This is a genomic window from Enterococcus sp. 7F3_DIV0205, from assembly GCF_002141365.2.
Classification (GTDB): Bacteria; Bacillota; Bacilli; order Lactobacillales; family Enterococcaceae; genus Enterococcus_L; species Enterococcus_L palustris.
In genome coordinates this window covers 408,035-434,474 of record NZ_CP147244.1, presented here as the reverse complement: position 1 = coordinate 434,474, position 26,440 = coordinate 408,035, and the positions used below count along the sequence as shown (strand labels likewise).

27 protein-coding genes, 1 other RNA gene and 1 other annotated feature are annotated in these 26,440 nt (G+C 35.6%); of the genes, 9 read left to right on the top strand and 19 right to left on the bottom strand.

Going from position 1 to position 26,440, the window contains the following annotated elements; genetic code table 11:
• Positions 1–34: 34 nt before the first annotated feature.
• On the bottom strand, positions 35–241 hold the full coding sequence (locus A5821_RS02005) for a hypothetical protein (RefSeq protein ID WP_086312844.1): 207 nt from the start codon (positions 239–241) through the stop codon (positions 35–37).
• A 20-nt stretch (positions 242–261) separates the two neighbouring features.
• Positions 262–783, bottom strand: coding sequence for a hypothetical protein (locus A5821_RS02000; protein ID WP_086312843.1), 522 nt, complete (start codon positions 781–783; stop codon positions 262–264).
• 296 nt (positions 784–1,079) lie between these two features.
• On the opposite strand from A5821_RS02000, the gene A5821_RS01995 reads away from it, so the two are divergent.
• The gene (locus tag A5821_RS01995; protein WP_086312842.1) at positions 1,080–2,045 is read left to right on the top strand and encodes a Gfo/Idh/MocA family protein; all 966 of its coding nucleotides are present in this window, start codon (positions 1,080–1,082) and stop codon (positions 2,043–2,045) included.
• A gap of 229 nt (positions 2,046–2,274) precedes the next feature.
• Here the strand turns inward: A5821_RS01995 and argS are convergent, their stop codons facing one another.
• The 6 genes from argS to A5821_RS01965 form a co-directional block, all read right to left on the bottom strand.
• On the bottom strand, positions 2,275–3,966 hold the full coding sequence (gene argS, locus A5821_RS01990; protein ID WP_086312841.1) for an arginine--tRNA ligase: 1,692 nt from the start codon (positions 3,964–3,966) through the stop codon (positions 2,275–2,277).
• A gap of 512 nt (positions 3,967–4,478) precedes the next feature.
• Positions 4,479–4,685, bottom strand: a binding site (T-box leader).
• Between the two features lie 62 nt (positions 4,686–4,747).
• Positions 4,748–5,782 (bottom strand): tRNA (adenosine(37)-N6)-threonylcarbamoyltransferase complex transferase subunit TsaD, encoded by a 1,035-nt coding sequence (gene tsaD, locus A5821_RS01985; protein ID WP_086312840.1) that lies wholly within the window; start codon positions 5,780–5,782, stop codon positions 4,748–4,750.
• Entirely contained in the window at positions 5,779–6,243 is a 465-nt protein-coding gene (rimI, locus tag A5821_RS01980; protein ID WP_086312839.1) for a ribosomal protein S18-alanine N-acetyltransferase, read from the bottom strand. Before rimI (A5821_RS01980) ends, tsaD begins: the two co-directional genes overlap by 4 nt.
• Positions 6,244–6,247: 4 nt before the next feature.
• Positions 6,248–6,796, bottom strand: a complete 549-nt coding sequence (gene rimI, locus A5821_RS01975) for a ribosomal protein S18-alanine N-acetyltransferase (RefSeq protein WP_086312838.1) — start codon at positions 6,794–6,796, stop codon at positions 6,248–6,250.
• Complete coding sequence (gene tsaB / locus A5821_RS01970; protein ID WP_086312837.1) at positions 6,780–7,499, bottom strand: tRNA (adenosine(37)-N6)-threonylcarbamoyltransferase complex dimerization subunit type 1 TsaB; 720 nt, start codon at positions 7,497–7,499, stop codon at positions 6,780–6,782. Before tsaB ends, rimI (A5821_RS01975) begins: the two co-directional genes overlap by 17 nt.
• A 126-nt stretch (positions 7,500–7,625) precedes the next feature.
• Positions 7,626–9,662 carry a penicillin-binding transpeptidase domain-containing protein gene (locus A5821_RS01965; RefSeq protein WP_086312836.1) on the bottom strand — a complete coding sequence of 679 codons (2,037 nt, stop codon included), beginning with the start codon at positions 9,660–9,662 and terminating at the stop codon, positions 7,626–7,628.
• 261 nt (positions 9,663–9,923) lie between these two features.
• Between A5821_RS01965 and A5821_RS01960 the strand changes: the two genes are divergently transcribed.
• The 4 genes from A5821_RS01960 (at position 9,924) to A5821_RS01945 (ending at position 14,081) form a co-directional block, all read left to right on the top strand.
• On the top strand, positions 9,924–11,156 hold the full coding sequence (locus A5821_RS01960; protein ID WP_086312835.1) for an SPFH domain-containing protein: 1,233 nt from the start codon (positions 9,924–9,926) through the stop codon (positions 11,154–11,156).
• Between the two features lie 78 nt (positions 11,157–11,234).
• Positions 11,235–12,407 carry an ATP-binding protein gene (locus A5821_RS01955; RefSeq protein ID WP_086312834.1) on the top strand — a complete coding sequence of 391 codons (1,173 nt, stop codon included), beginning with the start codon at positions 11,235–11,237 and terminating at the stop codon, positions 12,405–12,407.
• Positions 12,404–13,210, top strand: coding sequence for a TPM domain-containing protein (locus A5821_RS01950; RefSeq protein ID WP_086312833.1), 807 nt, complete (start codon positions 12,404–12,406; stop codon positions 13,208–13,210). Before A5821_RS01955 ends, A5821_RS01950 begins: the two co-directional genes overlap by 4 nt.
• Before the next feature lie 337 nt (positions 13,211–13,547).
• Positions 13,548–14,081: a DUF5067 domain-containing protein gene (locus tag A5821_RS01945; protein WP_086312832.1), complete on the top strand. Its 534-nt coding sequence runs from the start codon at positions 13,548–13,550 to the stop codon at positions 14,079–14,081.
• A gap of 17 nt (positions 14,082–14,098) precedes the next feature.
• Here A5821_RS01945 and A5821_RS01940 read toward each other — a convergent pair whose 3' ends face one another.
• From A5821_RS01940 to tadA, 3 genes are all read right to left on the bottom strand, one after another.
• On the bottom strand, positions 14,099–14,269 hold the full coding sequence (locus tag A5821_RS01940; protein WP_170922933.1) for a hypothetical protein: 171 nt from the start codon (positions 14,267–14,269) through the stop codon (positions 14,099–14,101).
• A 94-nt stretch (positions 14,270–14,363) separates the two neighbouring features.
• Positions 14,364–14,450, bottom strand: an RNA gene (ffs, locus tag A5821_RS01935) — signal recognition particle sRNA small type.
• Positions 14,451–14,489: 39 nt separating this feature from the next.
• The gene (gene tadA, locus A5821_RS01930; protein WP_422392080.1) at positions 14,490–15,020 is read right to left on the bottom strand and encodes a tRNA adenosine(34) deaminase TadA; all 531 of its coding nucleotides are present in this window, start codon (positions 15,018–15,020) and stop codon (positions 14,490–14,492) included.
• A gap of 49 nt (positions 15,021–15,069) precedes the next feature.
• Between tadA and A5821_RS01925 the strand changes: the two genes are divergently transcribed.
• Positions 15,070–15,924: a helix-turn-helix domain-containing protein gene (locus A5821_RS01925; RefSeq protein WP_086312831.1), complete on the top strand. Its 855-nt coding sequence runs from the start codon at positions 15,070–15,072 to the stop codon at positions 15,922–15,924.
• 45 nt (positions 15,925–15,969) lie between these two features.
• Here A5821_RS01925 and A5821_RS01920 read toward each other — a convergent pair whose 3' ends face one another.
• Both A5821_RS01920 and A5821_RS01915 read right to left on the bottom strand, forming a co-directional pair.
• Positions 15,970–16,305 (bottom strand): hypothetical protein, encoded by a 336-nt coding sequence (locus A5821_RS01920; protein WP_010761101.1) that lies wholly within the window; start codon positions 16,303–16,305, stop codon positions 15,970–15,972.
• A gap of 84 nt (positions 16,306–16,389) precedes the next feature.
• On the bottom strand, positions 16,390–17,094 hold the full coding sequence (locus A5821_RS01915) for a zinc metallopeptidase (protein ID WP_086312830.1): 705 nt from the start codon (positions 17,092–17,094) through the stop codon (positions 16,390–16,392).
• A gap of 184 nt (positions 17,095–17,278) precedes the next feature.
• On the opposite strand from A5821_RS01915, the gene A5821_RS01910 reads away from it, so the two are divergent.
• Positions 17,279–17,635, top strand: a complete 357-nt coding sequence (locus A5821_RS01910) for a YxeA family protein (protein ID WP_086312829.1) — start codon at positions 17,279–17,281, stop codon at positions 17,633–17,635.
• Between the two features lie 195 nt (positions 17,636–17,830).
• On the opposite strand, the gene A5821_RS01905 is transcribed toward A5821_RS01910, so the two are convergent.
• Complete coding sequence (locus A5821_RS01905; protein ID WP_086312828.1) at positions 17,831–18,835, bottom strand: nucleoid-associated protein; 1,005 nt, start codon at positions 18,833–18,835, stop codon at positions 17,831–17,833.
• Between the two features lie 237 nt (positions 18,836–19,072).
• A complete protein-coding gene (treP, locus tag A5821_RS01900) occupies positions 19,073–20,542 on the bottom strand; it encodes a PTS system trehalose-specific EIIBC component (protein WP_086312827.1) in 1,470 nt (489 codons plus the stop codon).
• A gap of 266 nt (positions 20,543–20,808) precedes the next feature.
• On the opposite strand from treP, the gene A5821_RS01895 reads away from it, so the two are divergent.
• Together A5821_RS01895 and A5821_RS01890 are read left to right on the top strand one after the other, a co-directional pair.
• Entirely contained in the window at positions 20,809–22,173 is a 1,365-nt protein-coding gene (locus A5821_RS01895) for a TrkH family potassium uptake protein (protein WP_086312826.1), read from the top strand.
• Between the two features lie 552 nt (positions 22,174–22,725).
• Complete coding sequence (locus A5821_RS01890) at positions 22,726–23,208, top strand: hypothetical protein (RefSeq protein ID WP_086312825.1); 483 nt, start codon at positions 22,726–22,728, stop codon at positions 23,206–23,208.
• A 101-nt stretch (positions 23,209–23,309) separates the two neighbouring features.
• Here the strand turns inward: A5821_RS01890 and A5821_RS01885 are convergent, their stop codons facing one another.
• From A5821_RS01885 to A5821_RS01870, 4 genes are all read right to left on the bottom strand, one after another.
• On the bottom strand, positions 23,310–23,510 hold the full coding sequence (locus A5821_RS01885; RefSeq protein WP_010761095.1) for a cold-shock protein: 201 nt from the start codon (positions 23,508–23,510) through the stop codon (positions 23,310–23,312).
• 330 nt (positions 23,511–23,840) lie between these two features.
• A complete protein-coding gene (locus A5821_RS01880; protein ID WP_086312824.1) occupies positions 23,841–24,818 on the bottom strand; it encodes a DUF3829 domain-containing protein in 978 nt (325 codons plus the stop codon).
• Between the two features lie 51 nt (positions 24,819–24,869).
• Complete coding sequence (locus A5821_RS01875) at positions 24,870–25,373, bottom strand: LURP-one-related/scramblase family protein (RefSeq protein ID WP_170922932.1); 504 nt, start codon at positions 25,371–25,373, stop codon at positions 24,870–24,872.
• 52 nt (positions 25,374–25,425) lie between these two features.
• Positions 25,426–26,277 carry a DUF5067 domain-containing protein gene (locus A5821_RS01870; protein ID WP_086312822.1) on the bottom strand — a complete coding sequence of 284 codons (852 nt, stop codon included), beginning with the start codon at positions 26,275–26,277 and terminating at the stop codon, positions 25,426–25,428.
• Positions 26,278–26,440: the final 163 nt, after the last annotated feature.

The window sequence follows — 26,440 nt, the reverse complement described above, 5'->3', positions numbered from 1 at the left end:
GGCTGACTGATTATATCAGTTTTTTTCCACACAATCAATCAACAGCTGTTGTAGTCGTAGTTGTAGTTGTTGATGTTTCCGTTTGTTTTTCCGATGTAATGGACGAAACAGGTGTACTTGTTTCGTTTGTATTTTCACTGGTACTTTGTATTTTTTCTTTCGGAGTAGCATGACCGAAAAAAACAAAAATAACAGCCCCTAAAACTATAATGACGGATAAAATTCCTAAAATTTGTTTCACAAAAAAACTCCCTTACTTACTTATTCACCAACGTAAGTACCCATCAAATTTTCATTTACCCAATCAAGTAATTCTACTTTTGATCCTTCTAGTTGCCCTTGTAGTGTAGCTGGTAATCGGAAAGTAACAATATCATCAAAACCCCATTCTCCATATGAAACGGTTACTTTCAAATCAATGAAAGATTGTTCTTTTTCTTCATGGTTCGTCTTTGATGGTATCAACTCAGCAATACCTAACCCTGACTGCAACCATTTTTTTGCTATTAATGTTTTTAAACGTTTGTATTCTGAAACAGCAATGTTTCTTTTTTCTGGAAACAGAATTGTTTGACGTAATATTTTTTGCGTCAGCATCCATTCATAATCAGAAAATAAATTTTTTACTTTTTGCATTTCTTCGCTCGTTAAATTTGTTCTTCCTTTTTTCCAGTTATCCCAATTTTCTTTTGTGGTTTGGAGATAGTCTGTATAAAAGTTCTCTTCCGTTTCAAATTGTTCTATAATTGCATCGATAAGAATTTCTATATACATTTGGTGCATGACTTTCGCCTCCTTTTCTTATTTTACTGAAAATATAGAAAAAATGCATCTCTTTGAATCACTTATTTCTGTATTTTTAAGAAATGTTCAGCCTATTCCCATAAATAATAAGACAATTCAACGCTTCTGTCCAAAATAATCCATTATTTTAAACGACTCATGTATAATAAGTATAAATGCTTGATAAGCTAGCTATATTCAAAAAATAGGCGCCGTTAAAAACGACCGTATCGTTTTCGTTTTTGGGCTATAGCTGACTGCTACTCAACTTTTTAAAGACTAAGGAGGAATCATATATGAAACGTTATAATTGGGGCATAGTCGGCCTTGGAGATATCGCAACTAGTTTTGCTGAAAGCTTTCAACAAGAAAATAGTCACATAACAGCCGTTGCCTCCAGAACATTATCTAAAGCTGAAACCTTTGCCAAAGAACACAATATTCAAGCGGCATATGGCTCATTTGACGAGCTATTAGCTGATGAAGCGATCGATATCGTTTATATTGCTGTTCCAAACAGACAACATATCGAACATATTTTAAAAGCATTAGAAGCAGGCAAACATGTCCTTTGTGAAAAAGCTATTACAATGAATAGTCAAGAATTAGCTAAAGCAATGAAACTAGCCGAAGAAAAAGAATTGATTTTAGCTGAGGCGATGACGATTTTTAACATGCCTTTATATCATGAATTACGAAGTCAGATAGATTCTAAACGTTTTGGTAAATTAAAAATGATTCAAGCACCTTTTGGTAGCTATAAAGAACCCGACCCAACAAACCGTTTTTTTAACCCCGATTTAGCTGGGGGCGCTCTTTTAGATATTGGGACTTATGCGGTTTCCTTTGCTCGATGGTTTCTCACCGCTCAACCAACAGTTATGGCTTCTATCATGCAGCCATTCTCAACTGGTGTAGATGAACAATCAGCAACTATTCTTCAAAATCAAGCACAAGAATTGGCTACGATTTCTTTGAGTTTCCAAGCAAAAATGCCTAAACAAGGAATTGTTGCTTTTGAAGAAGCCTACATCGTGATCAATGACTATCCACGAGCAGATGAAGCTAAAATCTTTTTTAATGATGGTACGGTAGAGACAATCGTTTCTGGCGACAGTAATCAAGCATTGAATTATGAAATCACCAATATGGTTAAAATGATCGAAGGAGAAAAACCAAACCGTTCGTTATTTTTAACAAAAGATGTGATTGATCTTCTGGATCAAATGCAGCAAAATTGGAATACGAACGGAAATATTTAACTCCGAGAACCAAGTAGGTACTATTCAGCAGCAATTCGTACCTCATTATGTTTTATAGTAATAGGAGGAAGTTGAGCATTATTTGAGGCAACGATGTGACTCGTAGAGTGATGAGCTTGCTTCCTTTTTTATCAAATTTAAAATAGCCCGAAACAAAACTGATTTTTAGTTTTGTTACGGGCTTTAAATCTGGATAAACGGCGAGAAAAAAGAATCTCTAATCTATTTATTACATTTCATTTGGTGCGTGTAATCCTAACAAGCGTAAATCTTCTTTAATAATGGTTGCCATTGCATAAACTAATGCTAAACGTGATTCTTTTTGGTCATCTTCCGCCAAAATTTTAACATGTGCATAGTATTTATTAAATGCTTGAGCAACTTGAATTGCATGTTTTGCAATAACTGAAGGCTCATATTTATCCGCTGCTTGCATCACAACTTCTGGGAATTTTTGTAACAACTTAACAACTTCCCAACTCTCCTTATCGTCCAACTCATACTCTTTCGTCTCATCAATAACGAAATTAGCTTTTCTTAAAATGCTCATTGCACGAGCATGAGTGTATTGCACATAAGGACCTGTTTCTCCTTCAAAACGAACAACTTCTTCTAAAACAAAGTCAAAATTGTTTAAGCGGTCATTTTTTAAATCATGGAAAATAACTGAGCCAATTCCCACTTGTCTAGCAACTTCTTCACGATTAGGTAAATCAGGATTTTTCTCCATAATTTGTTTGTTTGCTAATTCAACTGCTTCATTCAACACTTCTTCAAGTAAAACGATTTTCCCTTTGCGGGTCGATAATTTTTTGCCACCTTGCGTAATTAGCCCAAAAGGTACATGCTGCATATCTTTTGACCAATCAAATCCAAGTTCCTTTAAAACAGCTTTTAATTGTTTGAAGTGATTACTTTGCTCATTCCCTACAACATAGATTGATTTTGCAAAATCATACGTACGTTTACGGTAAAGCGCAGCTGCTAGATCACGTGTGATGTAAAGTGTAGCGCCATCTGATTTTTTGATCAAAGCTGGATTTAGATCATAAGCAGATAAATCAACGATTTCAGCACCTTCATTTTCTTGCAATAAATGTTTTTCTTCCAGCATTGTGACGATTTCATCCATTTTATCATTGTAAAAAGCTTCACCATTGTACGAGTCAAAAGAAACTTCCAACATTGAATAGATTTTGTCAAATTCTTTCAATGATTCAGCACGGAACCATTGCCACAATTCTGTCGCTTCTTTGTCGCCTTCTTCCAACTTCTTAAACCAAGCACGAGCTTCTTCTTCAAGTTCTGGTTGAGTCTCCGCTTCTTCGTGAAACTGGACGTACAAACGTAATAATTCTGTGATCGGTTCTGTTCTAACTCCTTCTTCTGAGCCCCATTTTTTGTAGGCTACGATCAATTTACCGAACTGAGTGCCCCAATCACCTAAATGATTGATACGGATTGGTGTATAACCGATTTTCTCAAGAATAAAGGCAATTGAATTTCCAATCACAGTTGAACGAAGATGACCCATTGAAATCGGTTTTGCAATATTCGGTGAAGACATATCGATCGGTACATTCCCTTTTTCACCAATTGAACTGTCTCCATAATGTCCTTTTTCTTTACTAATTTGAGTAATAACGGCTTTACTGATCATTTTTTTATTCATAAAAAAGTTTAAGTATGGACCGACTACTTCAATTTTTTCAAAATCCGTACCAGATATTTTCTCAGCTAAATCAGCTGCGATTTGTTGCGGGGCTTTCCGATAGATCTTAGCTAATGAAAAAGCTGGAAAAGCGACATCTCCATGATCGACAGATTTGGGATTTTCTAATAATTGTGTAACTGTTTCTAAAGATAGATCTTCTTTTACCACGTCAAAGATGGCTTTTGCTACGATTTCTTTGTTGTTCATAGATATCCTCCTGATGGTTCCATTTTATTGTTTTACTAGTTGATCATTATTCATTATCTTCTAGCTTAAATATTAGTAGGTTTGAATAGTTGGCGACCTTGCTTTTCAAAGTTAGGAATAATTGGTGATACGCTATTAATAGTATCTTCTCTCCCTTTGGTCGCCAAGTACTGTTCATCATCTGCCCTGGCAATGCCAGTCGTATTCCTTCAATTCTCAGCGCTTTAGCTCTTAGAAATTGGTGCGATCAAGAAAGGTTTAAGTGATTCCTAGTAAGGTTACTTCTCTCCCTTTGGTCGCCAAGTACTGTTCATCATCTGCTCTGGCAATGCCAGTCGTATTCCTTCAATTCTCAGCGCTTTAGCTCTTAGAAATTGGTGCGATCAAAAAAGGTTTAAGTGATTCCTAGTAAGGTTACTTCTCTCCCTTTGGTCGCCAAGTACTGTTCATCATCTGCTCTGGCAATGCCAGTCGCAGTGATTCACAGCAAAAAGTCCCTAGTGTAAAAAAACACCAGAGACGAGATTTCCCCGCGGTACCACTCTAATTGTCCGTTCTTTTTAAATGACGGACCCACTTAATCTATTAACGGTAGATAGCCGTCTGCCTACGCAGATTCTTAAAAGTGCGCTTCCTTCATTTAATCATTTTCGGCTTCCACCTACCCGAAATCGCTTGAATAATTTGTAATGAAGTACTCTCTTTATCGACGAATCATTATTAAACTGGGTTTATTATAGCAAATATTTTTCTTTCTGCCTAGTCTTATTGCGTCTCAACATTAAATCGATAGAAAGGACAAACTAGGGTCCGCATTCAAGGAATAATCAGCAAAGTGACCTTTTTCTGCTTCAACAAAGGCCGCTGCACCAATCATAGCAGCATTATCACCGCATAATCTAAGTGGCGGAACAATAAAGGTTACGCCTGGAAGTTCTTTGGCAACGTCTAGACTCAAGCGGTCACGCAAGCCTTGATTCGCAGCGACACCACCTGCCATCACTAATTGCTTAACTGGGTATTCTTTACATGCCCGAATCGTTTTATCCGCTAATACATCAATCACACTTGCTTGGAAACTAGCAGCTAAGTCCTTCACTATCAGCTTTTCATCACGTTGTTCAGCATTATGAACAGTATTGATAAATGAACTTTTCAACCCACTAAAACTAAAATCATAATTGTCCTCTTTCATCATTGCCCTAGGGAAATGATAGGTATCTTGTCCTAGGTGAGCTAGCTCGTCGATCTCTTTGCCGCTCGGATAAGTTAACCCTAATACTCTACCTACTTTATCGTAGGCTTCACCCGCTGCGTCGTCTCTTGTTTCACCGATGATTTCAAACGAACCTGTTTCTTTCATGTAGACTAACTCTGTATGACCACCACTGACTAATAATGCCATCAACGGAAATTGTAATGGTTCTACAAAATTAGCAGCATAAATGTGACCAGCCATATGATTGACGGGAATCAAGGGCAAAGCATGCGCCCAAGCAAATGCCTTAGCAGCGGATAAACCGATCAATAGAGCACCTACCAAACCTGGTCCGTATGTTACACCGACACCACTCAACTCTTCCGGCTCTACACCAGCTTCAACTAGAGCATCTTCAATACACAAGGTAATTTCTTCTACATGGTGACGACTAGCCACTTCTGGTACAACGCCACCAAAACGTTGGTGGCTCTTTACTTGCGATGCCACAATATTTGATAAAATTTTAGCACCATCTTCAATGACTGCAACGCTTGTTTCATCACAACTACTTTCAATCGCTAATAGTAACTTTCTTTCTTTATTAAAAAAAGTCATTGATTCACTTCCTTAACTTTTAAACACATAATGATCCCGTCTTCTTTAGGATAATTGTAATAATTTACCCGACGGTTGATTGTTTTGAATCCTTTTTTTTCATATAATTTTTGTGCATCAAAATTAGACTCTCGAACTTCTAAGAATACTTGGTGCACATTTTGCTCGATTAAATCCTTAATCATTTGGTCAATCAATTTCTTTCCATAGCCTTGTTGTTGAAATGCACTTTGAATCACAACATGAGTTATTTCAACTTCATCTAAAATCAAATGATAACTGATAAAACCGAGCCACTGATCGTCTTCAACTAAGACAAGGTAATGACTGTTTTTTTGATCTAAATCGATTCTAAATTGATCCACCGTCCATGGTGATCCGTGACTATATGACTCCTCACATATTGACCAAAGTTTTTCCGCCAGCTGTTGTGTTGGGTAATTTTCTTTTGAATAATACATTATTTCACTCTTCTTTTAAATATAAAATCATCTCCAGCGCGTCTTCTTTATCTTCCGTATAATAATCAGGCTTGATCGTATTTGAGACAAACCCAAGTTGTCGATAAACACGCTGTGCATTCTTATTGCTAATCCTGACCTCAAGAGAGATTGTTTCACAATCATTGACTTTAGCAAATTCAAGTACTTCACGGATTAAAAAACTGCCAATTCCATTTCCTTGATTTTGAGTCAAAACAGCAACATTTGTAATGTGGGCATCTTTGCCAAAAATACGGCAACCGATAAAACCAATCGCTTGCCCCTCTTTTTGAATCAACAGGTATAGATGTGGATCTGGAGATTGAAGTTCAACCAAAAAAGCCGTTTTAGTCCATGGTAACTCTCCTGCATAGACTTCCCTTTCAATGGATAACAAATCTTTAATGTCATCAAAAGTGATGGCGCGCAAAAAGTACTCCTGATTCGAAATTTCAACCTTCTTTTCCTCATATGGACGATTTTTTAAAAAGATTCCCAGAATGCTATGAAAAAGATTAAATTTTTTCAACATAATTTTCTACCTCGGGTGTATGTTCTTTTAGCCAATTTTCTTCTGCTTCTACACGTTTTAAATAATTAGGTAAAAAGTGATGGATATCCACTTCAGGTTCAGCTAGTCTACCAAGTTCAGCTAGAGCTGCACCACTTGGGATTTGCCATTGAGAGAAATCACAGATTTCAGCATTAGGTAAAGTAGATTCTATCTGTGAGCGGAATTTTTCCACATCCTCACCAACAAAGTAAAGATGATCAAATTCTTTTAGCCGTTCTAACCACTCTTCCATCCCAATATGTTGATCAGCAATAACAGTTGTCAATCGATTCTCAACATATTTATAAGCCCCAGTATAAATGTTATTTCTTCTTGCATCAAAGAGGGGAATGATCGTACTTTTGACGTTAACACAATTTGCAGCCAGTGCTTTTAAACTAGATACGCCAACCAACTCTTTTTTTAAGGTATATGCTAGTGTTTTTGCTGTTGTAACGCCGATTCTTAAGCCTGTATAAGAACCTGGACCTTGAGCCACCACAATACGATCAAGGTCTTTTGGCGTCAAGCCAACATCTTTGACTAGTTGCGTAATTGCAGGCATCAACGTTAAACTATGGTTTCTTTTTACAGTAATTGTATACTGTCCTATTATTTTTTTCTCTTCACAGACGGCAATTGTCAATGTCTGATTTGAGGTATCAATCGCTAAAATCCGCACAAAAAATCCCTTTCTTTCATCATGTAGTTGGTTAATTGTAGCATATTTTTATTCGTTCGTAAAAAAACGCGCTATTAAAACCAAAGTAGAGCAAAAACGTTCGTACGCTTTGCCCTACTTCAACTATTATTTGATATTTGCTTCCAGGTAATCGATCAAAGGTTTGCTGATATTTGTTGCTGTATCATTTTTTCTAGAATCTTCCACCATGATCATTGCTGAAAACTTGTTGCGGCTTCTATCCATTGCTAAAAGGAAACTATTTTCTTTTCCTACAGTATCTTGCTTGTCCTTGATTTCAGCTGTCCCAGTTTTTGCCGCTAAAGAGAACTCTGGATTATACATATTGTGTACATAACCTGTTTCGTCTTCCACGCTACCAAGTAAATCGGTCACAATCGTATTTGCCGCATTTGAACTGATGACATTTTCTTTCGTCTTCGTTTCTTTATTCAGCTCGATTTTGGGATAAACAAGCTTCCCTTCATTTTGGAACACCGTATACATTGTTGCTTGTTGAATCGGAGTAACCAATAACTGACCTTGACCATAACCCGTATCAGCTAGCAAAATTTCAGACTTGAATTTATCTTCATTGGATATTTGTGCTGGATTCATCGGGATCGATAAATCTAATTTTTCTCCAAAAATAAATTTATCTAATCCCTTTCTAAACGTATCTTCGCCCATACGCAACGTTTGCTCCGCAAAATAAATATTATCAGAGTTTACTAAAGCAGTTCGTAAGTTCACTGGACTAGCTTCTTTTACACGGGTAACAAAGTAATCTCCCCATGAAGCATCTTTTTGCCATTTCAAACCATTAATAGCAAGCTCTTCGTCAGGTTTTAAAGTGCCAGCATCTAATCCAATACCACCTGTGATTGTTTTAAACGTCGAACCTGGAGCATATCCTGTCGCAAATCTTGCAGTAAATGGCAAGTTCTCATTATTGGCATATCCATCATAATCTACTTGAGAAATCCCGTTGGCCATCTTATTTGGATCAAACGACGGGGAACTGACCGCAGCTAGTAAATCACCCTGTTGCGGGTCCATCACAACTGCGCTGCCTGGTCGATTATTAAAAATAGCATAGCCTTGGGATTGGACATTTTTATCAATCGTTAGCTGAATTTTTTCGCCGTCTTTTTTATCAACTTTCTGTAAGACACTTTTGAAGGTACCTTGTTCATCAGTAATCGTGATGTTTCCACCGTCTTGCCCTCGTAATTGTTTATCATACGCTTGTTCTAAGCCAACCTTGCCAATCACGCCAGTACTACTCAGTGTTGAATCTTTTTCGATATCTTCAGCAGTGATCGTACCAACATACCCGACTAATTGCGCCGCTGCTTCTTTTAATGGATAATAGCGAACAATCGTATCTTGAGAGGCTGCCCCTTTTGGTAATGTTGTTACTGGATCAAATGAAATCGCCAAAGGAACAAATGCATCAGGCTTAACCCAGTCTTGTTTCAGCTTCTTCTCGATTTCATCAACTGAAACTTTAAATTGTTCACTAAATGCTTTGATATTATCTGTTTTTTCTTGTCCCTCCCCAAGTTTACCTGGGACGACCCCAACCTGATCAAACGCTTGATTAACAGCTAATCCTTCCCCATTACGATCCACAATATCGCCTCGATTCGCAGCATCTACACCGATTGATATTTTGTCTTGACCTGACATTTCAGGAAAAATCAAATTAGGAGCCCAATTGATTTTATAGTTTTCACCTGACTTTTTGATCGTTGTTTTATAGGTTAAATCTTTTAAATTCCCTAATGGTGTTGTCATATCTAGTTTATAGGTAAACGTGTATTGCCCTTCTTTATCTTGTGCTACTTTAACATCCTTGCTTTTGATTCCTTCAGCTTGAATCCCAGAAAAAATTGTTTGATATTTTTCCACGACTTTTTCTTTATCATAGCCATTTTCTTTTATTGAGGCTTCATTTAATAAATCAGGAAATTGTTCAAATTCTTGTTTTGAAAGATAATTTAAAAATGACTTAGCCGTTTTTTCTACTTTGTTTAACTCTTGTGTTTTCTGCCATGAGCTGTAGGCAAAATAGCCACCTACTAAAGCTACAACTACCACACCTCCACCAAGTGCCAAGAGTAATGGTTTATTCGATTTTTTTTGCTTTCTTCTTTCCACTTTTCAATCCCCCAAGTCTTTGATTCAATACTATTTCATTCATTATACCCTATTCGTCTAAATCTACGATAGAAAAAAGAAGGTTTTATCAAAAACATAAAAAATTTAACTTTATCTATTCTTACTTTGGTTCAGTCTCTAGCAGTATTTTTCTTGCGTCTACCTGTGGTATACTAATTTTACTTACTACTTTTTATCTAGCTACGCGGGCCTGCTCTGCTAACAAGCCTGCCACGCTTTCAATTTTAGGAGGGATTTTGAATGGGAATTATTAAAGCAGCAACAAGTACGATAGGCGGCGGATTAGCTGATCAATGGCTCGAAGTCATTGAGCCAGACAATATGGGCGATACGACCGTTATGACAAAAGGTGTTTTTGTTCGAAAAAATGATAAACGCGGCTCTAATCGCAAAGGAACTGAAGATGTTTTGACAGATGGTTCTGTTATACACGTTTATCCAAATATGATGATGATTTTAGTGGATGGCGGTAAAATCATCGACTATACAGCTGAAGAAGGCTACTATACTGTAAAAAATGATTCCGCTCCTTCGACATTTAATGGCTCCTTAAAAGAGGCCATTTCAGAAACTTTTGATCGTTTTAAATTTGGTGGCGTTACACCTCAAAAACAACAAGTTTTTTACATCAATTTACAAGAAATCAAAGGCATCAAGTTTGGTACCTCTTCACCAATCAATTATTTTGACAATTTCTATAATGCTGAACTATTTCTACGTGCTCATGGAAACTATTCGATCAAAATCACTGATCCTTTATTATTCTTTTCAAATGCGGTACCAAGAAATAAATCACAAGTTGACATCAATGATATCAACGAACAATATCTAGCTGAATTTCTAACAGCTCTACAATCAGCTATCAATAAAATGTCCGCTGACGGCGAACGAATCTCTTACGTACCATCTAAAAGTTTAGAATTAAGCAAGTATATGGGGCAAGCGTTAGACGATGAGTGGCGTGAGTTACGTGGAATGGAAATCGTTTCTGTAGCTGTAGCAAGTATCTCTTATACAGATGATTCTACTAAATTGATCAATATGCGCAACCAAGGTGCCATGCTTGGCGATGCTGGTGTCCGTGAAGGTTACGTGCAAGGTGCAATGGCTAGGGGAATGGAAGCTGCTGGGAGCAATGAAGGTGGTGCCATGAATGGTTTTATGGGTGTTGGTATGGGCATGAACACAAGTGGAAATTATTTTGCTCAAGCTTCTCAGACCAATCAACAACAAATGCAGGAAAAGCAAAACCAACAAAATGCTCAAGGCTCAATGGATACTTGGACTTGCCCGCAATGTGGAACTGAAAATAATGGTAAATTCTGTTCTAATTGTGGAACACCAAAACCTACAAATGAAAAACCAAAATTAGAAATGAAATGCAGCGAATGTAGCGAGATCGTTGATTTGTCTAATGGTATTCCAAAATTCTGTCCACATTGCGGCAAACCGTTCCAAGGAATCCCTTTATAAACAAAGCATTTAGGGCTGGGCAACCGTGTCCTGCCCTTTTTCTATCTAATTTCAAAGTATTAAAAGAAAGGAATAATCATGACGGATACATTTACACACAAATGCCCAAATTGCGGTGGTCCCTTATTATTCGATCCAAAAGATCAAAAATTCCATTGTGAGTATTGTTTGAATGTCTATACAGAAGATGAAGTCACGGCTTATGAAACAGCACAAAGAGAAGCGCATTTAGAAGATAATCCAACGTCCCCTCTCGAATCTGAGCTAACTTTCTCAGCGGAATCTCAAGAAGACGAAATGACGACTGAAGAAAAAGCTGCATTTAAAGAAGCTACAGGTACAGATGGAATGGCTGAAGACACGTTAGAGGGCGCAATGGAATTATTCAATTGCCCAAGCTGTGGTGCGCAAATTGTCACTGAAGCTACAACTGCTGCTACTTATTGTTATTATTGCCACAATCCCGTTGTTTTATCTGGGCGCTTGAGTGGTAAGTTTCTCCCAGAAAAAGTTCTACCTTTTACCATTGAAAAAGAAGAAGCTGTTGAAACATTTTTAGCTTGGACGAAGAAAAAATGGTTTATTCCTAAAGACTTTTTCAACAAAGAACAAATCGATAAAATGACGGGTGTCTATTTCCCCTACTGGGTCGTAGATGCTGAAATTGAGGGCCAGATGCATGGCATGGGCACGACTATTAGGATTTGGCGTGTTGGCGACATTGAATACACTGAGACAAAACAATTCGATGTGGAGCGACAAGGCAAAATTTCATTTAAAGAGTTGATCAAAAATGCCCTTTCAAAAAATGTGCAGCAAAAGATGGTCGAAGCAGTTCAACCGTTTTTATTGGATAAAGCTGTTTCATTTAAAAGTCAATATTTAGCAGGGTTTCAGGCGGAAAAACGTGATATTGAATATGAGACGATTCAAAAATCTATTCAAAACGAGTTAAAAGATTATTCTGAATCATTGTTAAGAGATACTGCTTCTGGCTACACAACTCTTACTAAATTAAGAACGGATATTTCATTAGATAATGAAGATAATCAGTATATGTTACTCCCCATCTGGGTCGTAACTTACCGAAGTAATGAACAGTCAAAAAAAATCTATTACTATGCCATGAATGGTCAAACTGGAAAAGTTAGCGGGATTTTGCCTGTAAGCTATAAACGACTGGGTTTAGTTTCATTTGGTATTTTCGCTGCTCTATTTGCTCTTTTCCTGATCGGAGGCTGGTTTATATGAGAAAGATTCGTTTTAGTCTGTTTACTGTCCTTTTTTTATTATTCGGTTTTTCTTTAAATGCCCAAGCAGCCGATGATTCGATTGATGATCAAGCCTCTCTTTTTACTTCTGAGGAAATTATTCAATTAAAAGAAGCCATTACACCTATCGAAGCCAAAACAAAGGCCCGTGTTTTTATTGTGACGAATACCGATAATGAGATTGAATCAAAAAGATTCGCCGATTACTACATGCTTGATCGTATAGGTAAAGACAATAATGGTATCACTTTTTATATCGATATGAATCAAAGAACCTTTATTATTTCCACATCTGGAAATATGATCGATTACATGGATGATCAACGTATTAAAAAAACTTTAGATGACATTGAACCTGATATGATAGATGGACGCTACTTTCAGGCATCCAAAAGTTTTCTAGAAAACACAAACTATTACTTCGATCAAGGCGTTCCCGGTGGGCATTATCGCGTTGACACTGAGACTGGAAAAATCACTCATTATAAAACCCTAACGACAACAGAAATGGTCATTGCTTTTGTGGCGGCAATCTTCTTAAGTGGTGTTTTCTTTGCGGTGAGTGTTTCAAAATACCAATTAAAATTCGGCACCTACAAATACCCGTTCAGAGAAAAATCTACCCTTAACTTAATTAGACGCAATGACCTACTGATCAATTCATTTGTTACTACTCGTCGTATCCCTAGAAGCAATTCTGGCGGAGGCGGTTCGGGAGGCGGCGGAAGCAGTACTCACTCGACTGGTGGTGGAACCTTTGGTGGGGGCGGCCGCAGTTTTTAAGTAGACAAAATAAACCTATTCAAACCGAGGCTTGTTCCTCATTTGAATAGGTTTATTTCATGATAGCAAATAGTAGGTAACATAACAAAACATAGTAGCGATTAAACATAAAAAGAATTTTTCACTTTATCAAAAAAGAAATTTTTTTAAAAGCAAAGTAAATAAAAACCATAAATGTTAATGGTTTTTAAAAATAATCGCCTTACAAGTGAAAGTCACCTTGTTATTTAGCAAAATACAAGGTAGTATAGAATAAAATGCCCGAAAAAAATCAACCTGTTTTTTTGTTTTTCTTGGGATTTCTAAAACGATTATTTGATAAAGCGAGGATATATAAATGAACAAAATGGTAAGTTTAGGTGTATTAACATTGTGTAGTGTTGGATTAGTTGCGTGTAGCGGAAATAATAAAGCTACTGATGAAAATAAAGCTGAAAACACTTCAACTTCTCAAAAGAAAAAAGAAGGAGCTTCTTTCAAAAGCGACACTTTAAAAATCGATATGGCTACACTTAAAATAATATCTACTGAAGTTTTACCCGCAGATGAAAATTTACTCAGAGAAAAACCACAATTAGCGATTATTTATGAAGTGACAAATAATAGCAACGAACCAATTTCTGCTTCTACGGTTTGGATCGCATGCATGGGTTTAACCCAGAACAGCGAAAAGCTAACAGTTGGTATGACACCGCAAGATGAAAAATTTACTGAATACACGGAACATCAATTAGATGATATTAAACCTAACGACACAACTAAAGCCATTATTTCTTATGATTTAAACAACTCAGAAAATCCAGTTACTTTGAAGGTAACTCAAGGAATGGCCGGGAAAGAACTTGGAGAAAAAACAATCAACTTAAAATAACGATTTATTGTAACAGGCTAATTAAAAAAAGGGATAGCAATCATCATTTCATTGACTGCTGTCCCTTTTTTTATTTTTAGATATTTGCCTAAAATAGTTTCATCCAAAAAAATATTTTCTTCTCGCATAAATCGATTGATTTGCCGTATCAACCTTTTAAAATGTTCAGACTCAACATAACTATTCAATACCGCTTCTTCTCTTCACTCTTCTATTAAAAATCGAAGGGCTCTATTATTTTCAGGCAAAATAAAAAAGGCTTTTCAGCCTTGACTTAATCATATTTTAATCAGACACATGGCGGCACCTACTTAGTGCTGCTTCCTTCCGGATCTGACACGCTTCGTAAGCCCACCATTGTCCTAGCCTTTCGGCAAGATTTAGTATACCGCATTTTTTGACGCTTGGCTAGTCTTTCTTTTGATTTTTTAAAAGTTTCTTTTCCGCCCTTAATTTCTTAAAGAAATTAGACAATAAATCGCCGCACTCTTGTTCTAAAATCCCAGCTTCGACATAAGCCACATGGTTAAATCGTTCATCTTCTAATAAGTTCATTAATGTTCCGGCAGTTCCACCTTTGGGGTCCTTTGCGCCATAATAAACTTCATTGACTCTAGATAGAATCATTGCTCCACTGCACATTGGACATGGCTCTAAGGTGACAAATAACTGAGCATGTTCTAAACGCCAGTTCTCAATTGCTGCACAAGCTTGTTTGATTGCATACATCTCGGCATGAGCTGTTGCATCTTGGCTCTCTTCTCTAAGGTTGTGCCCGCGTCCTATAATTTGTCCATCCAAGACAACTATTGCTCCAATAGGTACTTCTTTGATTCCTTCAGCTTTCTTAGCTTCTTTGATCGCCTCAGACATGAACTTTTCTTTTTCTTCTATCGTTAAACAGCTTGTCTTTTCATTCAAGCGATTTCCGCCTCTCATTCTATACTTTTCTCTTATTCATGGTACAATAAACCAGTGAGGTGTGTCTATGACTATTGAGAAATTAGTTAAACTATATCCTGCAGGGAAAATCCAGCAAACGCAATCAACAAGTAAAGATCTTTCATTACCAATTGATGGAAAATATTTTGTCCTTGCTAAAGAAACGCTACAAGAATCAGAAATTCGATTATTGGAAACATTATTCCCGACAAAAGACTATTTTGTGGATTCAAAAAAACATCCTTGGTTTGGTTATCTATTTGATCAGATGACACTGGAACTCGAAGGAACATTTCGTATCATGCAATTTCAAATAAAAAAACCAAAAGCATTTTTACAATCAGAATGGGAAAATAGCATTATAGAAATCTTTCCCAATTTAAATGATTTCTTTTTCACAAGCGAAATGGATGGCGTTTTAATTGAACAGTACAATAAAAATCACTATAATCTAGAGGAACTTAAAAGTATTTTCTTAACTTTAGATGCCGATTTTGATTCTTCCACTACTGTTTTTGTCGGTAGTTTTTTCCCAGCGAATGAGCAATCGCTCGCATTATTTCAAGAAGAACAGCAAATTTTCAAAACAGAAGTTGAAAATCTTCGTGGCAAATCTACATTTTCCTTACCAGATGTAGCATTACACTATTTTACTAACGACGCAATGAATCATAGTAAAATTGTTCAGACCTTTTCAAAGCAACTCGTTTTGACAGACGAAATTCAGCAGATCGTCCTCGCTCTTTGGCATAATCAAGGAAATATTAGTTCAACAGCAAAAGATTTATATATGCATCGTAATACTTTACATTACCGATTAGAAAAGTTTTACGAACAAACAGGTCTTTCTTTAAAGCGCATGGATGATCTTGTATTTTGTTATCTATTGATTACCAAATAATAAAAAGTAGGGCGAGCACCCTTGTAAGATGCTCGCCCTACTTTTTTACATCATTTCTTCAACAAAACTGACTAAACGATCTTTCAAGTTCTCAGTGTTGTCTTTTAAGGATTCTCCGTAAGAAGAGATTTTTTTTCTGCCGTCTTTGACTTTGCCTAAAACATTCATCATAGAATCAAGCTCATCATCAGATAAATCATCTACAATTCCTAGCAATTTTTCATTACCGCCAAATTTATCGTTCACAAATTTTTTCGCTTTAAATCGATTTGATACATGATAAACTTTTTTGACAATCTTCTCAGAAGCAATCACAGCGACTGACACACCAGCTACTGCGGCAATACTTAAACCAATACTAATTTTTGTTGATGTTTTCATTCTTTTCAGCTCCTTCTTACTATCTATTCTTATGATAACATACTCTCAAAAATTGAGGTAATAAAACAAAATCGCACAACGTTTTTAATCTCTACGATTGTTGCCGCCAAATAAAATAATCAGACGTAGCAACTGTAAAAAAGTTGCTAAAGCGGCTGCGACATATGTCAATGCTGCGGCAAACAAGACTTTTCTGGCCATTGGGACTTCTTCTTCTGTTAAAATGTTCCCTTCTGACAAAATCTTCAATGCTCTACGTGATGCATTAAATTCAACTGGTAAGGTAACTAACTGAAATAATAGCGCCAATGAGAATGCGACTATTCCAATATTAATCAATGTTTGATTCCAACTTAGCAATACACCAACCAAAATAATCGGAAATGATATTGCAGAACCTAGATTAGCTGCAGGAACGATTGCTGCTCGAATTTTCAGTGGACTGTAGCCAGTATGATCCTGTACAGCATGCCCACATTCATGCGCTGCAACACCTATTGCTGCAACTGAAGTCGACTGAGCTGTGGCTTCTGATAAGCTTAATATTTTGTTGCCGGAATTATAATTATCCGTCAAGTCTCCTGCAATTTGTTGAACACCAACATTGTTAATATGTTCCTTTTCCAAAATATATTGAGCTGCTTTCGTACCCGTTACATTATTTCTACTTTGAATTTTATCGTATTTTTTAAACGTACTATTTACATAAGCAGATGCAGCCATTGAAATTAGCAATCCTACAATCACTAAGATATATGTTGGATCAAATACCGCAAAAAAAGGCATCATTTTTATTCCCCCTCTATTCTTTTATACATTGTATCATGAGTTTCTAAAAAAAGTATAACTATAAGTTGACGAATTTGTGAACACCAAGAAAATGATTCTCTAACAAAATTGTCACATTATTTTAAGACAATTCAATGGCATCATTTTTCAAAAAAAGGCATACTACATGTAAGAGGTGACTAAATTGAAAAAAATTCTACTTTTTATCCTACCTTTCGCACTTTTAACAGCTGGCGTTTGGTTTGGTTATGATTATTACTTTGGCGGTAAAGATTACTATACTCGTGTCGGAGCACCAGATGAAGTAAAAACTGGCAAGTTTTCAAACGGTGAAAAATATACAGAATATGACTACGTACAAACAGCATTTAATAAACAAGGTGAAAAAAATGTCCAAAAAATGTATGAAATTAGGGATAAACCATTACGAATCAACGCTTACTTAAAATTAAAAGTTAACCCTCGAAAAGGCGTACTTAGTTGGGAAGAAGTGCCCGAAACAGCAGTTCCCAAAAAAGCTCTTGAACAATTGGTCGATTAACAGTTTGCTCTTCCAAAAAAGTGCGTAACAAAACTAAAACTCAGTTTTGATGTGCACTTTAAAACTTAATTAACGGTGTCCAAAAGCCAGGTTCTTCAGCAATTTGACAAAAAGCGAGCAATACAACAAGTGTATTGCTCGCTTTTTACTCAAATTACTCGAACCTAATCGACTTTTGTCTCAACCTGTTTTTTCCTATAACTGATTGCTAATTTTTTCGATGTTTTTCAAAACAATCGATACAGTACCATCCGGATTATTAACAAATTCAATCAATTCGCCATTTCGATAAACGTCTATCGGAACGATCAATTCAATCCCATTGCTCATTTTCAACTTTTGCTTCCCAAATTTTTTCTCTGAAATTTCTCTGGCTTCCCGAACTGGTGGCGTTTTATCTACAAATTTTGATTCATTGACTTCGTCTTGATAAGCCATACGAGCCGAAATATTTTCTTTAAACACTAATTCAGCCACTTGCTCATTATCTATCGTTCCAGTTTCTTCAATACTCTCATACACCGCTTCTTTCACAGAAGCAATCAATTCAAATTCATCTTCATTAAATTTTTTACCAATGCGTTTCACAGCTTTTTTGATTTCCTTCATATTTTCTTCTATAGAAGGCGCCGGTTGTGATTCAATTACTTTCTCAGAAAAATACCAAACTTTTTCTCCAGAAAATTCGTAGCGTTTTTCTAATAACTCATAAGCCAATGTATCTAGATTAACAGTCATTCCCTCATCAGGCTTTTGCGATTTTGAAGGTAAAATCGCTCGATTGATGATCAGTTTATTGTAGACAGCCTCATCTTCATAATCTACATAATGTGTATAGCTTTCTTTGTAGTTCAATTTGATCATGGCTAAATGCATCACAGTATCTAATTCGTATAAAATGAACAGAACATCAGCGCTTGGCGCATCTTCACTACCAGAATAAACATCATACCAATGCTGAGCTAGCTGTTGACTTTTTTGAATAAAGTCATTTGGAATCCCCCGCATTTTATCAACAAATGAACTTTCTTCCGCCAGAATACCTGTTTTAGTTTGAGCCGTTGAAAGTTTTGTTATTTTGCTTGTCAGATAAACACGAATGTATTCTGTTGTTAAATCTAATTCCTTCGCAGAAAATACTGGAGTCCCAGTTTCCCGATCAATAATGTGTAAAATTGCACTTTTTAAATAAATATCCATCTCTCATTCTCCCTTTTCTTAAGCCCTATTTAGTCTACCCGAAACAACAAAAAAAGCCAACTATTTTTATTAGAAAAGTGAAATGAGCTAGAGTAATGTATTATCATTTCAATTCTAGGCAGATCAGATACGTTAAGTAGCAATTGTTAGATCCTAATCTTAAAAAAAAGCGAAGCAAATTTTTTTGCCTCGCTTTAACACTCTAAAAATGGAAATACTCTTCAACACTCATCACTTTTATTGATTTTCTTCTACAAATAATTTTCCTGTCGCTTCATCAACAGGATCAAGCTTATTGAAAATCCCTTTCGTTCTAAACAGATATGTTAAAACAAATGGAACTACAACAGCGATCAACATCGCCCCGAAAAATGATAGATAATACTTAGGGACGATAGATAAAATCCCTGGTAATCCACCAACCCCAATACTGATTGCCTTTACATCAAGCAATGTAGAAAATAATCCAGCACAAGCAGAACCAATCATCCCTGCAACAAATGGGTAAACATATTTCAGATTGATCCCAAACATCGCTGGCTCTGTAACACCTAAATAACATGAAATCATAGCTGGAATTGAAACTTGTTCTTCATCCTTATTTCCTCTATGCATGAAAACGACAGCTAATACCGCAGATCCCTGAGCAATATTGGACAATGCAATCATCGGCCAAAGATTTGTTGAATGAAAATCAGCAATTAACTGTAAATCAATTGCATTCGTCATATGGTGAAGACCCGTAATCACTAATGGCGCATACATGAACCCAAAAACAGCTCCGAATAACCAATTAAGAGACGATGTTAAACCAGCATTTACGATATCTGAAATCCAGCTTCCGATTGCCCAACCGATAGGACCTAAGATTACATGAGCTGCAATTACTGTTGGTACTAAAGCGAACAGCGGAACAAAAATCATCGAAACAGCTTGCGGTATAACTTTTCTGAAAAAGATTTCTAAATAAGCAAGTAAGAATCCTGCTAACATCGCGGGAATGACCTGAGCTTGATACCCAATCATATTCACTTGAGCAAAACCAAAATCCCAAAACGGAATATCAGCAGCAGCGGTACTCGCTACAGAATAAGCATTTAATAATTGCGGTGACACCAACGTAATCCCTAAAACAATTCCTAGAATTTGAGTTGTTCCCATTTTTTTAGTGATACTCCAAGTAATTCCTACAGGTAAGAACTGAAAAATGGCTTCTCCAATCAACCATAAAAATGAATTTACACCATTCCAAAATTGAGAGACTTCAACAATTTTTTGCCCATCTAAAAAACCAAAAGGAATTCCTTCTAATACGTTTCTAAAACCTAAGATCAATCCTCCAATAACTAAAGCTGGAATCAACGGAGTAAAAATCTCTGCTAAAACTGAAATCGCTCGCTGGATCGGATTTAGATTTTGTTTTGCTGCTGCTTTCCCTTGCTCTTTGGAAACGCCTTCAACTCCTGAAATAGCAGAAAACTCATTATAAAATTGTGGTACCTCATTACCAATAATAACTTGAAATTGCCCGGCATTTGTAAATGTCCCTTTTACGGAAGGTATCTTTTCAATTGCCTCAGTATCAGCCTTACTTGGATCATTAAGAACAAAACGCATCCGAGTCGCACAATGTGAAACAGCTGCGATATTTTCTTTTCCACCTACATCTTCTAACAGTTTTTTTGCATCATTTTGAAACTTACCCATCTTCTTTGCTCCTCTCCACAACTTGTATATACAATTTAGCTGTATTTGTATGATACTTTATTATTTGAATTTTTACAAGCGTTTTCTTTTTAAAATAAAAAATTTTTTTGATTCTTAGTTCAAAACGAAACCATCCAACTCTTGAACTAAAAATATGCTATTTCATTTTTAAATTACTGGTAATTATTTCATAAAATGGTACACTTGGATTTATCAAATAAAAATAAAAAATACTGTTCAACATGGTATTTATGACCGAGGAAAAGATGAGAAAAAAGAAAATTACGACTATAGTCAAAAAACGTTTATCTGCTGTTCAGGTTTTAGCTTTAGGGTTTATCGTATTGATTTTTGTTGGTGGAGCCCTTTTATCCTTACCCCTATTTTCGCGTAGTGGTCATGCAACACCGTTTATCGATGCGTTATTTACGGCTGTTTCTGCTGTTTGTGTAACAGGCTTAACAACACTTAATACTGCATTACATTGGAATGCCTATGGTCAATTACTTATCATGATTTTAATTGAACTTGGTGGGCTTGGATTCATGACGATGCCCGTTCTTCTCTATTTTATTCTGCGCAAAAAAATCACACTGAGTACCCGTATTTTACTGCGTGAGGCACTAAATCTAGATGATATGTCTGGTGCATTTCGATTGATGATGTACGTCGTTAAATTAGCAACAATCATTCAGCTTATAGGAGCAATTTTACTTTCAATCCAATTTGTTCCTGAGTTTGGGTGGAAAAAAGGTCTTTTCTTTGGGCTCTTTCACTCCATATCTAGTTTCTGTAACGCAGGCTTTGACTTATTGGGAGACAGCCTGACTCCTTACCAAAATAATCCTTTTGTCCTGTTGGTTATTGGCGGCTTAATCATTTCTGGCGGGCTTGGTTTTATTGTTTGGCAAGATCTATTACGGTTTAAAGAGAAACGCAAATTTTCTTTGCATACCAAAATTGCGTTAATTACAACCTTATCCTTATTGATCGGCGGCTTCATTCTATTTTTCATCACTGAACACAATGCAAGCAATTTAACCACTGGGACTAGCTTTTTTGACCGGTTAGCTAATACGTTTTTCATGTCTGTAACACCAAGAACAGCTGGTTATTATTCAATCGATTATATGCAAATGACCAATGCTGGACTGATCACAACTATATTTTTGATGTATGTCGGCGGAACTTCTGGCTCAACTGCTGGTGGGCTTAAAACTACCACCTTTGCTGTATTGGTAATTCAAATTGTTTCCATATTCAAAGGACGAACACGAGCAGAATTCCAAGGAAGAACAATTCGAAACAGTACTGTTTTTCGTGCCTTGACCCTATTTTTTATCACATTAACTTTATGCGTACTTTCAATCATGCTTTTGACGATCACAGAAAATATACCTGAGTCCTCTGGCATAGAATATGTTGCTTTTGAAGTATTTTCTGCATTTGGAACGGTTGGACTCACAATGGGTTTAACACCTGAGCTAACTTTTGTAGGAAAAATAATCATCATGTTATTGATGTATATTGGGCGAGTCGGTATTTATACTGTTGGTTTTTCACTATTGACGAAAGGGCAAAAACAACAAGCTAAATTTAAATATCCGGATGAAAGTGTAATGATTGGATAAAGAAACAATAAAAAAAGAAACCTAAAATCCAGGTTTCTTTTTTATTTATATTTATTTTAGAATAAAGAAAATAGTCGATACAAAAAAATCCCACCCTCTAGAGAAGGTGGGAAAAGGAGTTTTACTCTAAAGAGTAAAATGAAAAAATAAAAAGGGTTGTTGTTGGTATGAATTTATAATACTATTATTTTTATTTATTATCAACTAATAACCCTCGAATATTCATTATTTTTTTAAATCATATTTAAACGTTTTATTTTTTATAAAATAAAAAAATCCCACCCTCTAATGAAGATGGGAAAAGGAGTTTTACTCTAAAGAGTAAAATGAAAAAATAAAAAGGGTTGTTGTTGGTATGTATGTATATTAACTTCAAACAAATAAAATTTCAACTGATAGCACTTGAGAACTAAGAGATATAATTTGTTTCATCTATTTTCATGCAACACATTCGTTCTTTTTTTAAATTCTACTTGACAAACAAAAACAAAGCGCTCGTAATGTTATATATAAAATACATTATATAATATATTTTAAAAAGGAGTGTTTCATATGAAAAAAAGCATTGTAAATATTGTAGTTGGTTTTAGCTTGTGGGTTGGCATTATTTTAGTTTTTGCTACAGAAGCTTCTGCAGCTGGCGAATATGCTTATTTAACAGCAAATGACCAAGGCGCTCGGGTGTTGCATCGATTTGACTCTCACCTACAAAGGCAAGTATTCATTAATACCGAAGGACGTCAGCCAACTGAATCAACTGGTTTTGCGATTTTTTACAAACGCAGAGATCGTAAAGGATACAATCATAGAATTGACTTGGGCACTTGGAGGAACTTAGGTGGTAATAACAAATTAAATGACGACTGTTCTTCAGTTTATGTATTTGGCCGTGGCTACAGCACTCTTTGGGATTACAAAAACTTACAAGGTCGTTCCTTGACTATCAACAACTATCGTCTATCACATCAAACTATAAATGTTGGTGACTATGGATACAATGATATGGCTGCTTCTATTGCTGTATTATTGAATTGATGAAAGTATCAAAAAACTCATTGATTCCTTTTCGGAGTGAATGAGTTTTTTTGTAATAAAAAAGCGACCCAATAAAGATTGGATCGCTTTAAACATTTCAATTAGTTTTTAACAATGTTTACGGCTTGTGGTCCACGTTGACCTTCTTCGATATCGAATGATACGCTTTGACCTTCGTCTAGAGATTTGAATCCGTCACCTTGGATTGCTGAAAAGTGTGCGAATAAATCTGTTCCGTTATCTTGAGTAATAAAACCAAAACCTTTATCTGCGTTAAACCATTTCACTGTACCTGTATTCATAAATGTGTTCCTCCTAGTGCTTTTAGCACGATTAATTTTTGCAATACCTTTGTGTTAAAAAAAGAGGAATTAAAACACCCTTACGAATGAAATGACCTATTAATTTAAATTACAATTATACTACATTTGTTATTATACGACGTTATTGAATGGAAGTATACACTTTTCTTCGTTTATGAGAAATTACTCATTTAACTTAGTTCTTCTTCCTCTCATCTTCTCTTACATATTAAAATCCCACCTCGAATGAGATGGGATAAGGATAGTTATTTGTTAAGGTATTGATTTTTCAGACTTGTTTAGTTTACTATATAATACACATTCATGCAATCAAATATTATTATAAGCATCAATTAACTCGGAATACTCACTTGATAATTTCGCCACAGCATCACTCAGCGTTTCCTCATCTCCTCCAAAACTTACAGAAAGCGCATTTGAGACACTTTTAAAATCTGATGCTTTATCTACAAATCTGTCAATATAGATACTTGCAGTTGATGAAGAAAAGCCTTCTTTTTCTATAGCTTTTGAATCTTTAGGAACTTCTTTAAGCTTATCCAACGCTTTAGAAACCTTAGTATTGACTTCAGCATATTTCTCTGTAGTTAAATTTACTGTTCCATCTTCCGTTATGCTATCGTCAACCAAATCTCTCACTTCCTTTGCGGCGTCAATAAACTGTAACATTGCTAATGAAATTTCATTTCCTTCTTTTTCATGAACTTCACGATCTTTTTTATCTGTTTCACTCATCAAAGTTTGCATATTATCGGAGAACTTTTTAATTGGTCCGTCTGCTTCTTTATAGGCTGATAATAATTTGCTATTTAATTCTTTTCCTTTTTCATCATGATCATTCAAAAAATCTTTTTCCTTATAATAGCTCTCGATTTCTTCTAAAATCGATACTTCTTTTTTTAAAACTGTTAGCAATGCTTTTACGTCTTGGTCAACGTTCATCTTTGGTTTGGTAGAGAGTGCGTTATCAGCACTTTCGATCGCTCTTTGAACCAAACTAATTCCTCCTGAATACCCATACGCATTTTTTTGCTCCGTTGGTACAAAATTACCTTCTTCATCCATATGGTTTTCAGCATAAGAATGTTCAATCGTTGCTAATTCGTCCGATAAAACATTTAATAAGTCAACATATGCATTGTACTTATCTCCTTCATCCATTTTAGGAGAATAAGAATCATCATTATCAATACTCTCTTTTGCCTGTTTCAACGTACTACACGCAGTCATAACTATTATCACACTGAATACTAACATTACTACAAACACTTTACTCTTATTTCTCATTTATTCTGATTCTCCTATTTTATGATTTCGTAAAAAATTTACTTTAAATGACTATCGCTTCGTATAATAGATACGATCCAACGCAATCGTTGTTAGTAGAAATGCTCTTTGATCATGTGCATCATCAATCTCAATGTGATATTCATCGCCACCTAAAGTTAGCTTTCTTTTGTCAATATCACAAATAATTTTATCTTGCATCGTAAACTGATGACTTCCAGTCATTCCATAGCCTAATTTTACGTCTCCAATAAGAGAATCAATCTTAAATTTATAACTGAAAATATTTAATGAACGTGCCATGGATACAATCTTTTGATCGTCCACTAAAATATGATATTTTTTGAAATTGTACCTTAAAAATGAACCGATAATACTTAAAATATTGACATCTGTTTTACATTTTGCTAATGTTGAGCCTTCTAAATCAGTAATCTCAAATTTTTCTCTTCCTAGAAAACTTCCTTTTACTTTATATAATGGGTTTCCTGAACCGTCCAAAATTTCATAGGTTGGTTTTAATGCAACTAATTTTTGTTTGATAATATATTTCATATTGAATCTCCCTTTATATTTTTTCATCCTTTTTAAATTATTTCTCAGCCAATTATATTTTTATAGTGTTCAAAAGATTATATTCATCATCGTAAACATTTAAATCGACCGTTGATTCTGCATCCAATAGTTTAAAAACTTCGTAATACAGCATTTCTTCCCCGGATTCTAAGGTATCTCTATGCACTGCTTTTGAGTTCAGTTTCTTATTATCATCATCTAAAATAGTAACTTCAAGTTGCTTCTCCTTTTGGCTAAAGAAAAAATAAGTGCGGATTGGTGATGTTGCAGTGTAGTCTTTTTTATTTTTAAAGGTATAATAAACAACTAAACTAGGATCATCAAATGTGTCTGACAGAATATCACTCCCTATAATTTCAACCTTATATTGCTCTGTTTCCATTATCTTAGTAGAAGGAACATCTGCTTTTTTTAAGTCTAGTCGTTCTATGGCTTTTGCTTTAATATCTAGTAAATCAAGTCGTTCATTATTGTAACTTGTATATAGATAGCCTATTGGAATGCCATCAATTCGCAAAATATCGCCATTTTTGGGCCAACTTTCTTTTTTTATACTCGATAAATTTAAATACATCGGTGTATTCCGATTACGCATCAAGAATACTGAAACATACCACTCACCATCCAAAGTATCATCCTTTGACTTTACTTGAAGAGGCTCACCATCCACTTGAGCAACAAACGTAATTTTTTGGTTAAATTGATCTGAATGTTTAAGCATTTTCGGGGAATTAGCGTTACTTGACAGTTCACCATAAAGTTCTTCGATTTTATTCAATGTGCTTTTTGGTGCATTTGACTTAGGGGTGTGAGATATTGAACATGCATTCAGCAAAACAAGCCCAATAAGAAGAAATAAACCAACCAAATACCTCCTTTTCATATAGTCTCTCCTTTTCTATTTTGCTTTCGATGTAGATAAATTGATTACTACCATTAGTTAAATAGACATTCAAAAACTTTATACCTACACCTTGTAGTTATATTATCACGCACTTTTCTATTTTGTCAATAGTAGTGTTATAATTAGGTTGTCCACACTATCT

Bases quoted from the DNA above. Each gene is read 5' to 3' on its own strand.
- A5821_RS01960 (WP_086312835.1), top strand. From the start codon at position 9,924: ATGGGAATTATTAAAGCAGCAACAAGTACGATAGGCGGCGGATTAGCT.
- A5821_RS01915 (WP_086312830.1), bottom strand. From the start codon at position 17,094: ATGATGCCTTTTTTTGCGGTATTTGATCCAACATATATCTTAGTGATT.
- A5821_RS01925 (WP_086312831.1), top strand. From the start codon at position 15,070: ATGACTATTGAGAAATTAGTTAAACTATATCCTGCAGGGAAAATCCAG.
- A5821_RS01995 (WP_086312842.1), top strand. From the start codon at position 1,080: ATGAAACGTTATAATTGGGGCATAGTCGGCCTTGGAGATATCGCAACT.
- A5821_RS01870 (WP_086312822.1), bottom strand. From the start codon at position 26,277: ATGAAAAGGAGGTATTTGGTTGGTTTATTTCTTCTTATTGGGCTTGTT.
- A5821_RS01945 (WP_086312832.1), top strand. From the start codon at position 13,548: ATGAACAAAATGGTAAGTTTAGGTGTATTAACATTGTGTAGTGTTGGA.
- tadA (WP_422392080.1), bottom strand. From the start codon at position 15,020: ATGAGAGGCGGAAATCGCTTGAATGAAAAGACAAGCTGTTTAACGATA.
- rimI (WP_086312838.1), bottom strand. From the start codon at position 6,796: ATGTTGAAAAAATTTAATCTTTTTCATAGCATTCTGGGAATCTTTTTA.
- A5821_RS01955 (WP_086312834.1), top strand. From the start codon at position 11,235: ATGACGGATACATTTACACACAAATGCCCAAATTGCGGTGGTCCCTTA.
- A5821_RS01905 (WP_086312828.1), bottom strand. From the start codon at position 18,835: ATGGATATTTATTTAAAAAGTGCAATTTTACACATTATTGATCGGGAA.
- A5821_RS01880 (WP_086312824.1), bottom strand. From the start codon at position 24,818: ATGAGAAATAAGAGTAAAGTGTTTGTAGTAATGTTAGTATTCAGTGTG.
- treP (WP_086312827.1), bottom strand. From the start codon at position 20,542: ATGGGTAAGTTTCAAAATGATGCAAAAAAACTGTTAGAAGATGTAGGT.
- A5821_RS01885 (WP_010761095.1), bottom strand. From the start codon at position 23,510: ATGAATACAGGTACAGTGAAATGGTTTAACGCAGATAAAGGTTTTGGT.
- A5821_RS01950 (WP_086312833.1), top strand. From the start codon at position 12,404: ATGAGAAAGATTCGTTTTAGTCTGTTTACTGTCCTTTTTTTATTATTC.
- A5821_RS01890 (WP_086312825.1), top strand. From the start codon at position 22,726: ATGAAAAAAAGCATTGTAAATATTGTAGTTGGTTTTAGCTTGTGGGTT.
- argS (WP_086312841.1), bottom strand. From the start codon at position 3,966: ATGAACAACAAAGAAATCGTAGCAAAAGCCATCTTTGACGTGGTAAAA.
- rimI (WP_086312839.1), bottom strand. From the start codon at position 6,243: ATGTATTATTCAAAAGAAAATTACCCAACACAACAGCTGGCGGAAAAA.
- A5821_RS02000 (WP_086312843.1), bottom strand. From the start codon at position 783: ATGCACCAAATGTATATAGAAATTCTTATCGATGCAATTATAGAACAA.
- tsaD (WP_086312840.1), bottom strand. From the start codon at position 5,782: ATGACTTTTTTTAATAAAGAAAGAAAGTTACTATTAGCGATTGAAAGT.
- A5821_RS01875 (WP_170922932.1), bottom strand. From the start codon at position 25,373: ATGAAATATATTATCAAACAAAAATTAGTTGCATTAAAACCAACCTAT.
- A5821_RS01920 (WP_010761101.1), bottom strand. From the start codon at position 16,305: ATGAAAACATCAACAAAAATTAGTATTGGTTTAAGTATTGCCGCAGTA.
- A5821_RS01895 (WP_086312826.1), top strand. From the start codon at position 20,809: ATGAGAAAAAAGAAAATTACGACTATAGTCAAAAAACGTTTATCTGCT.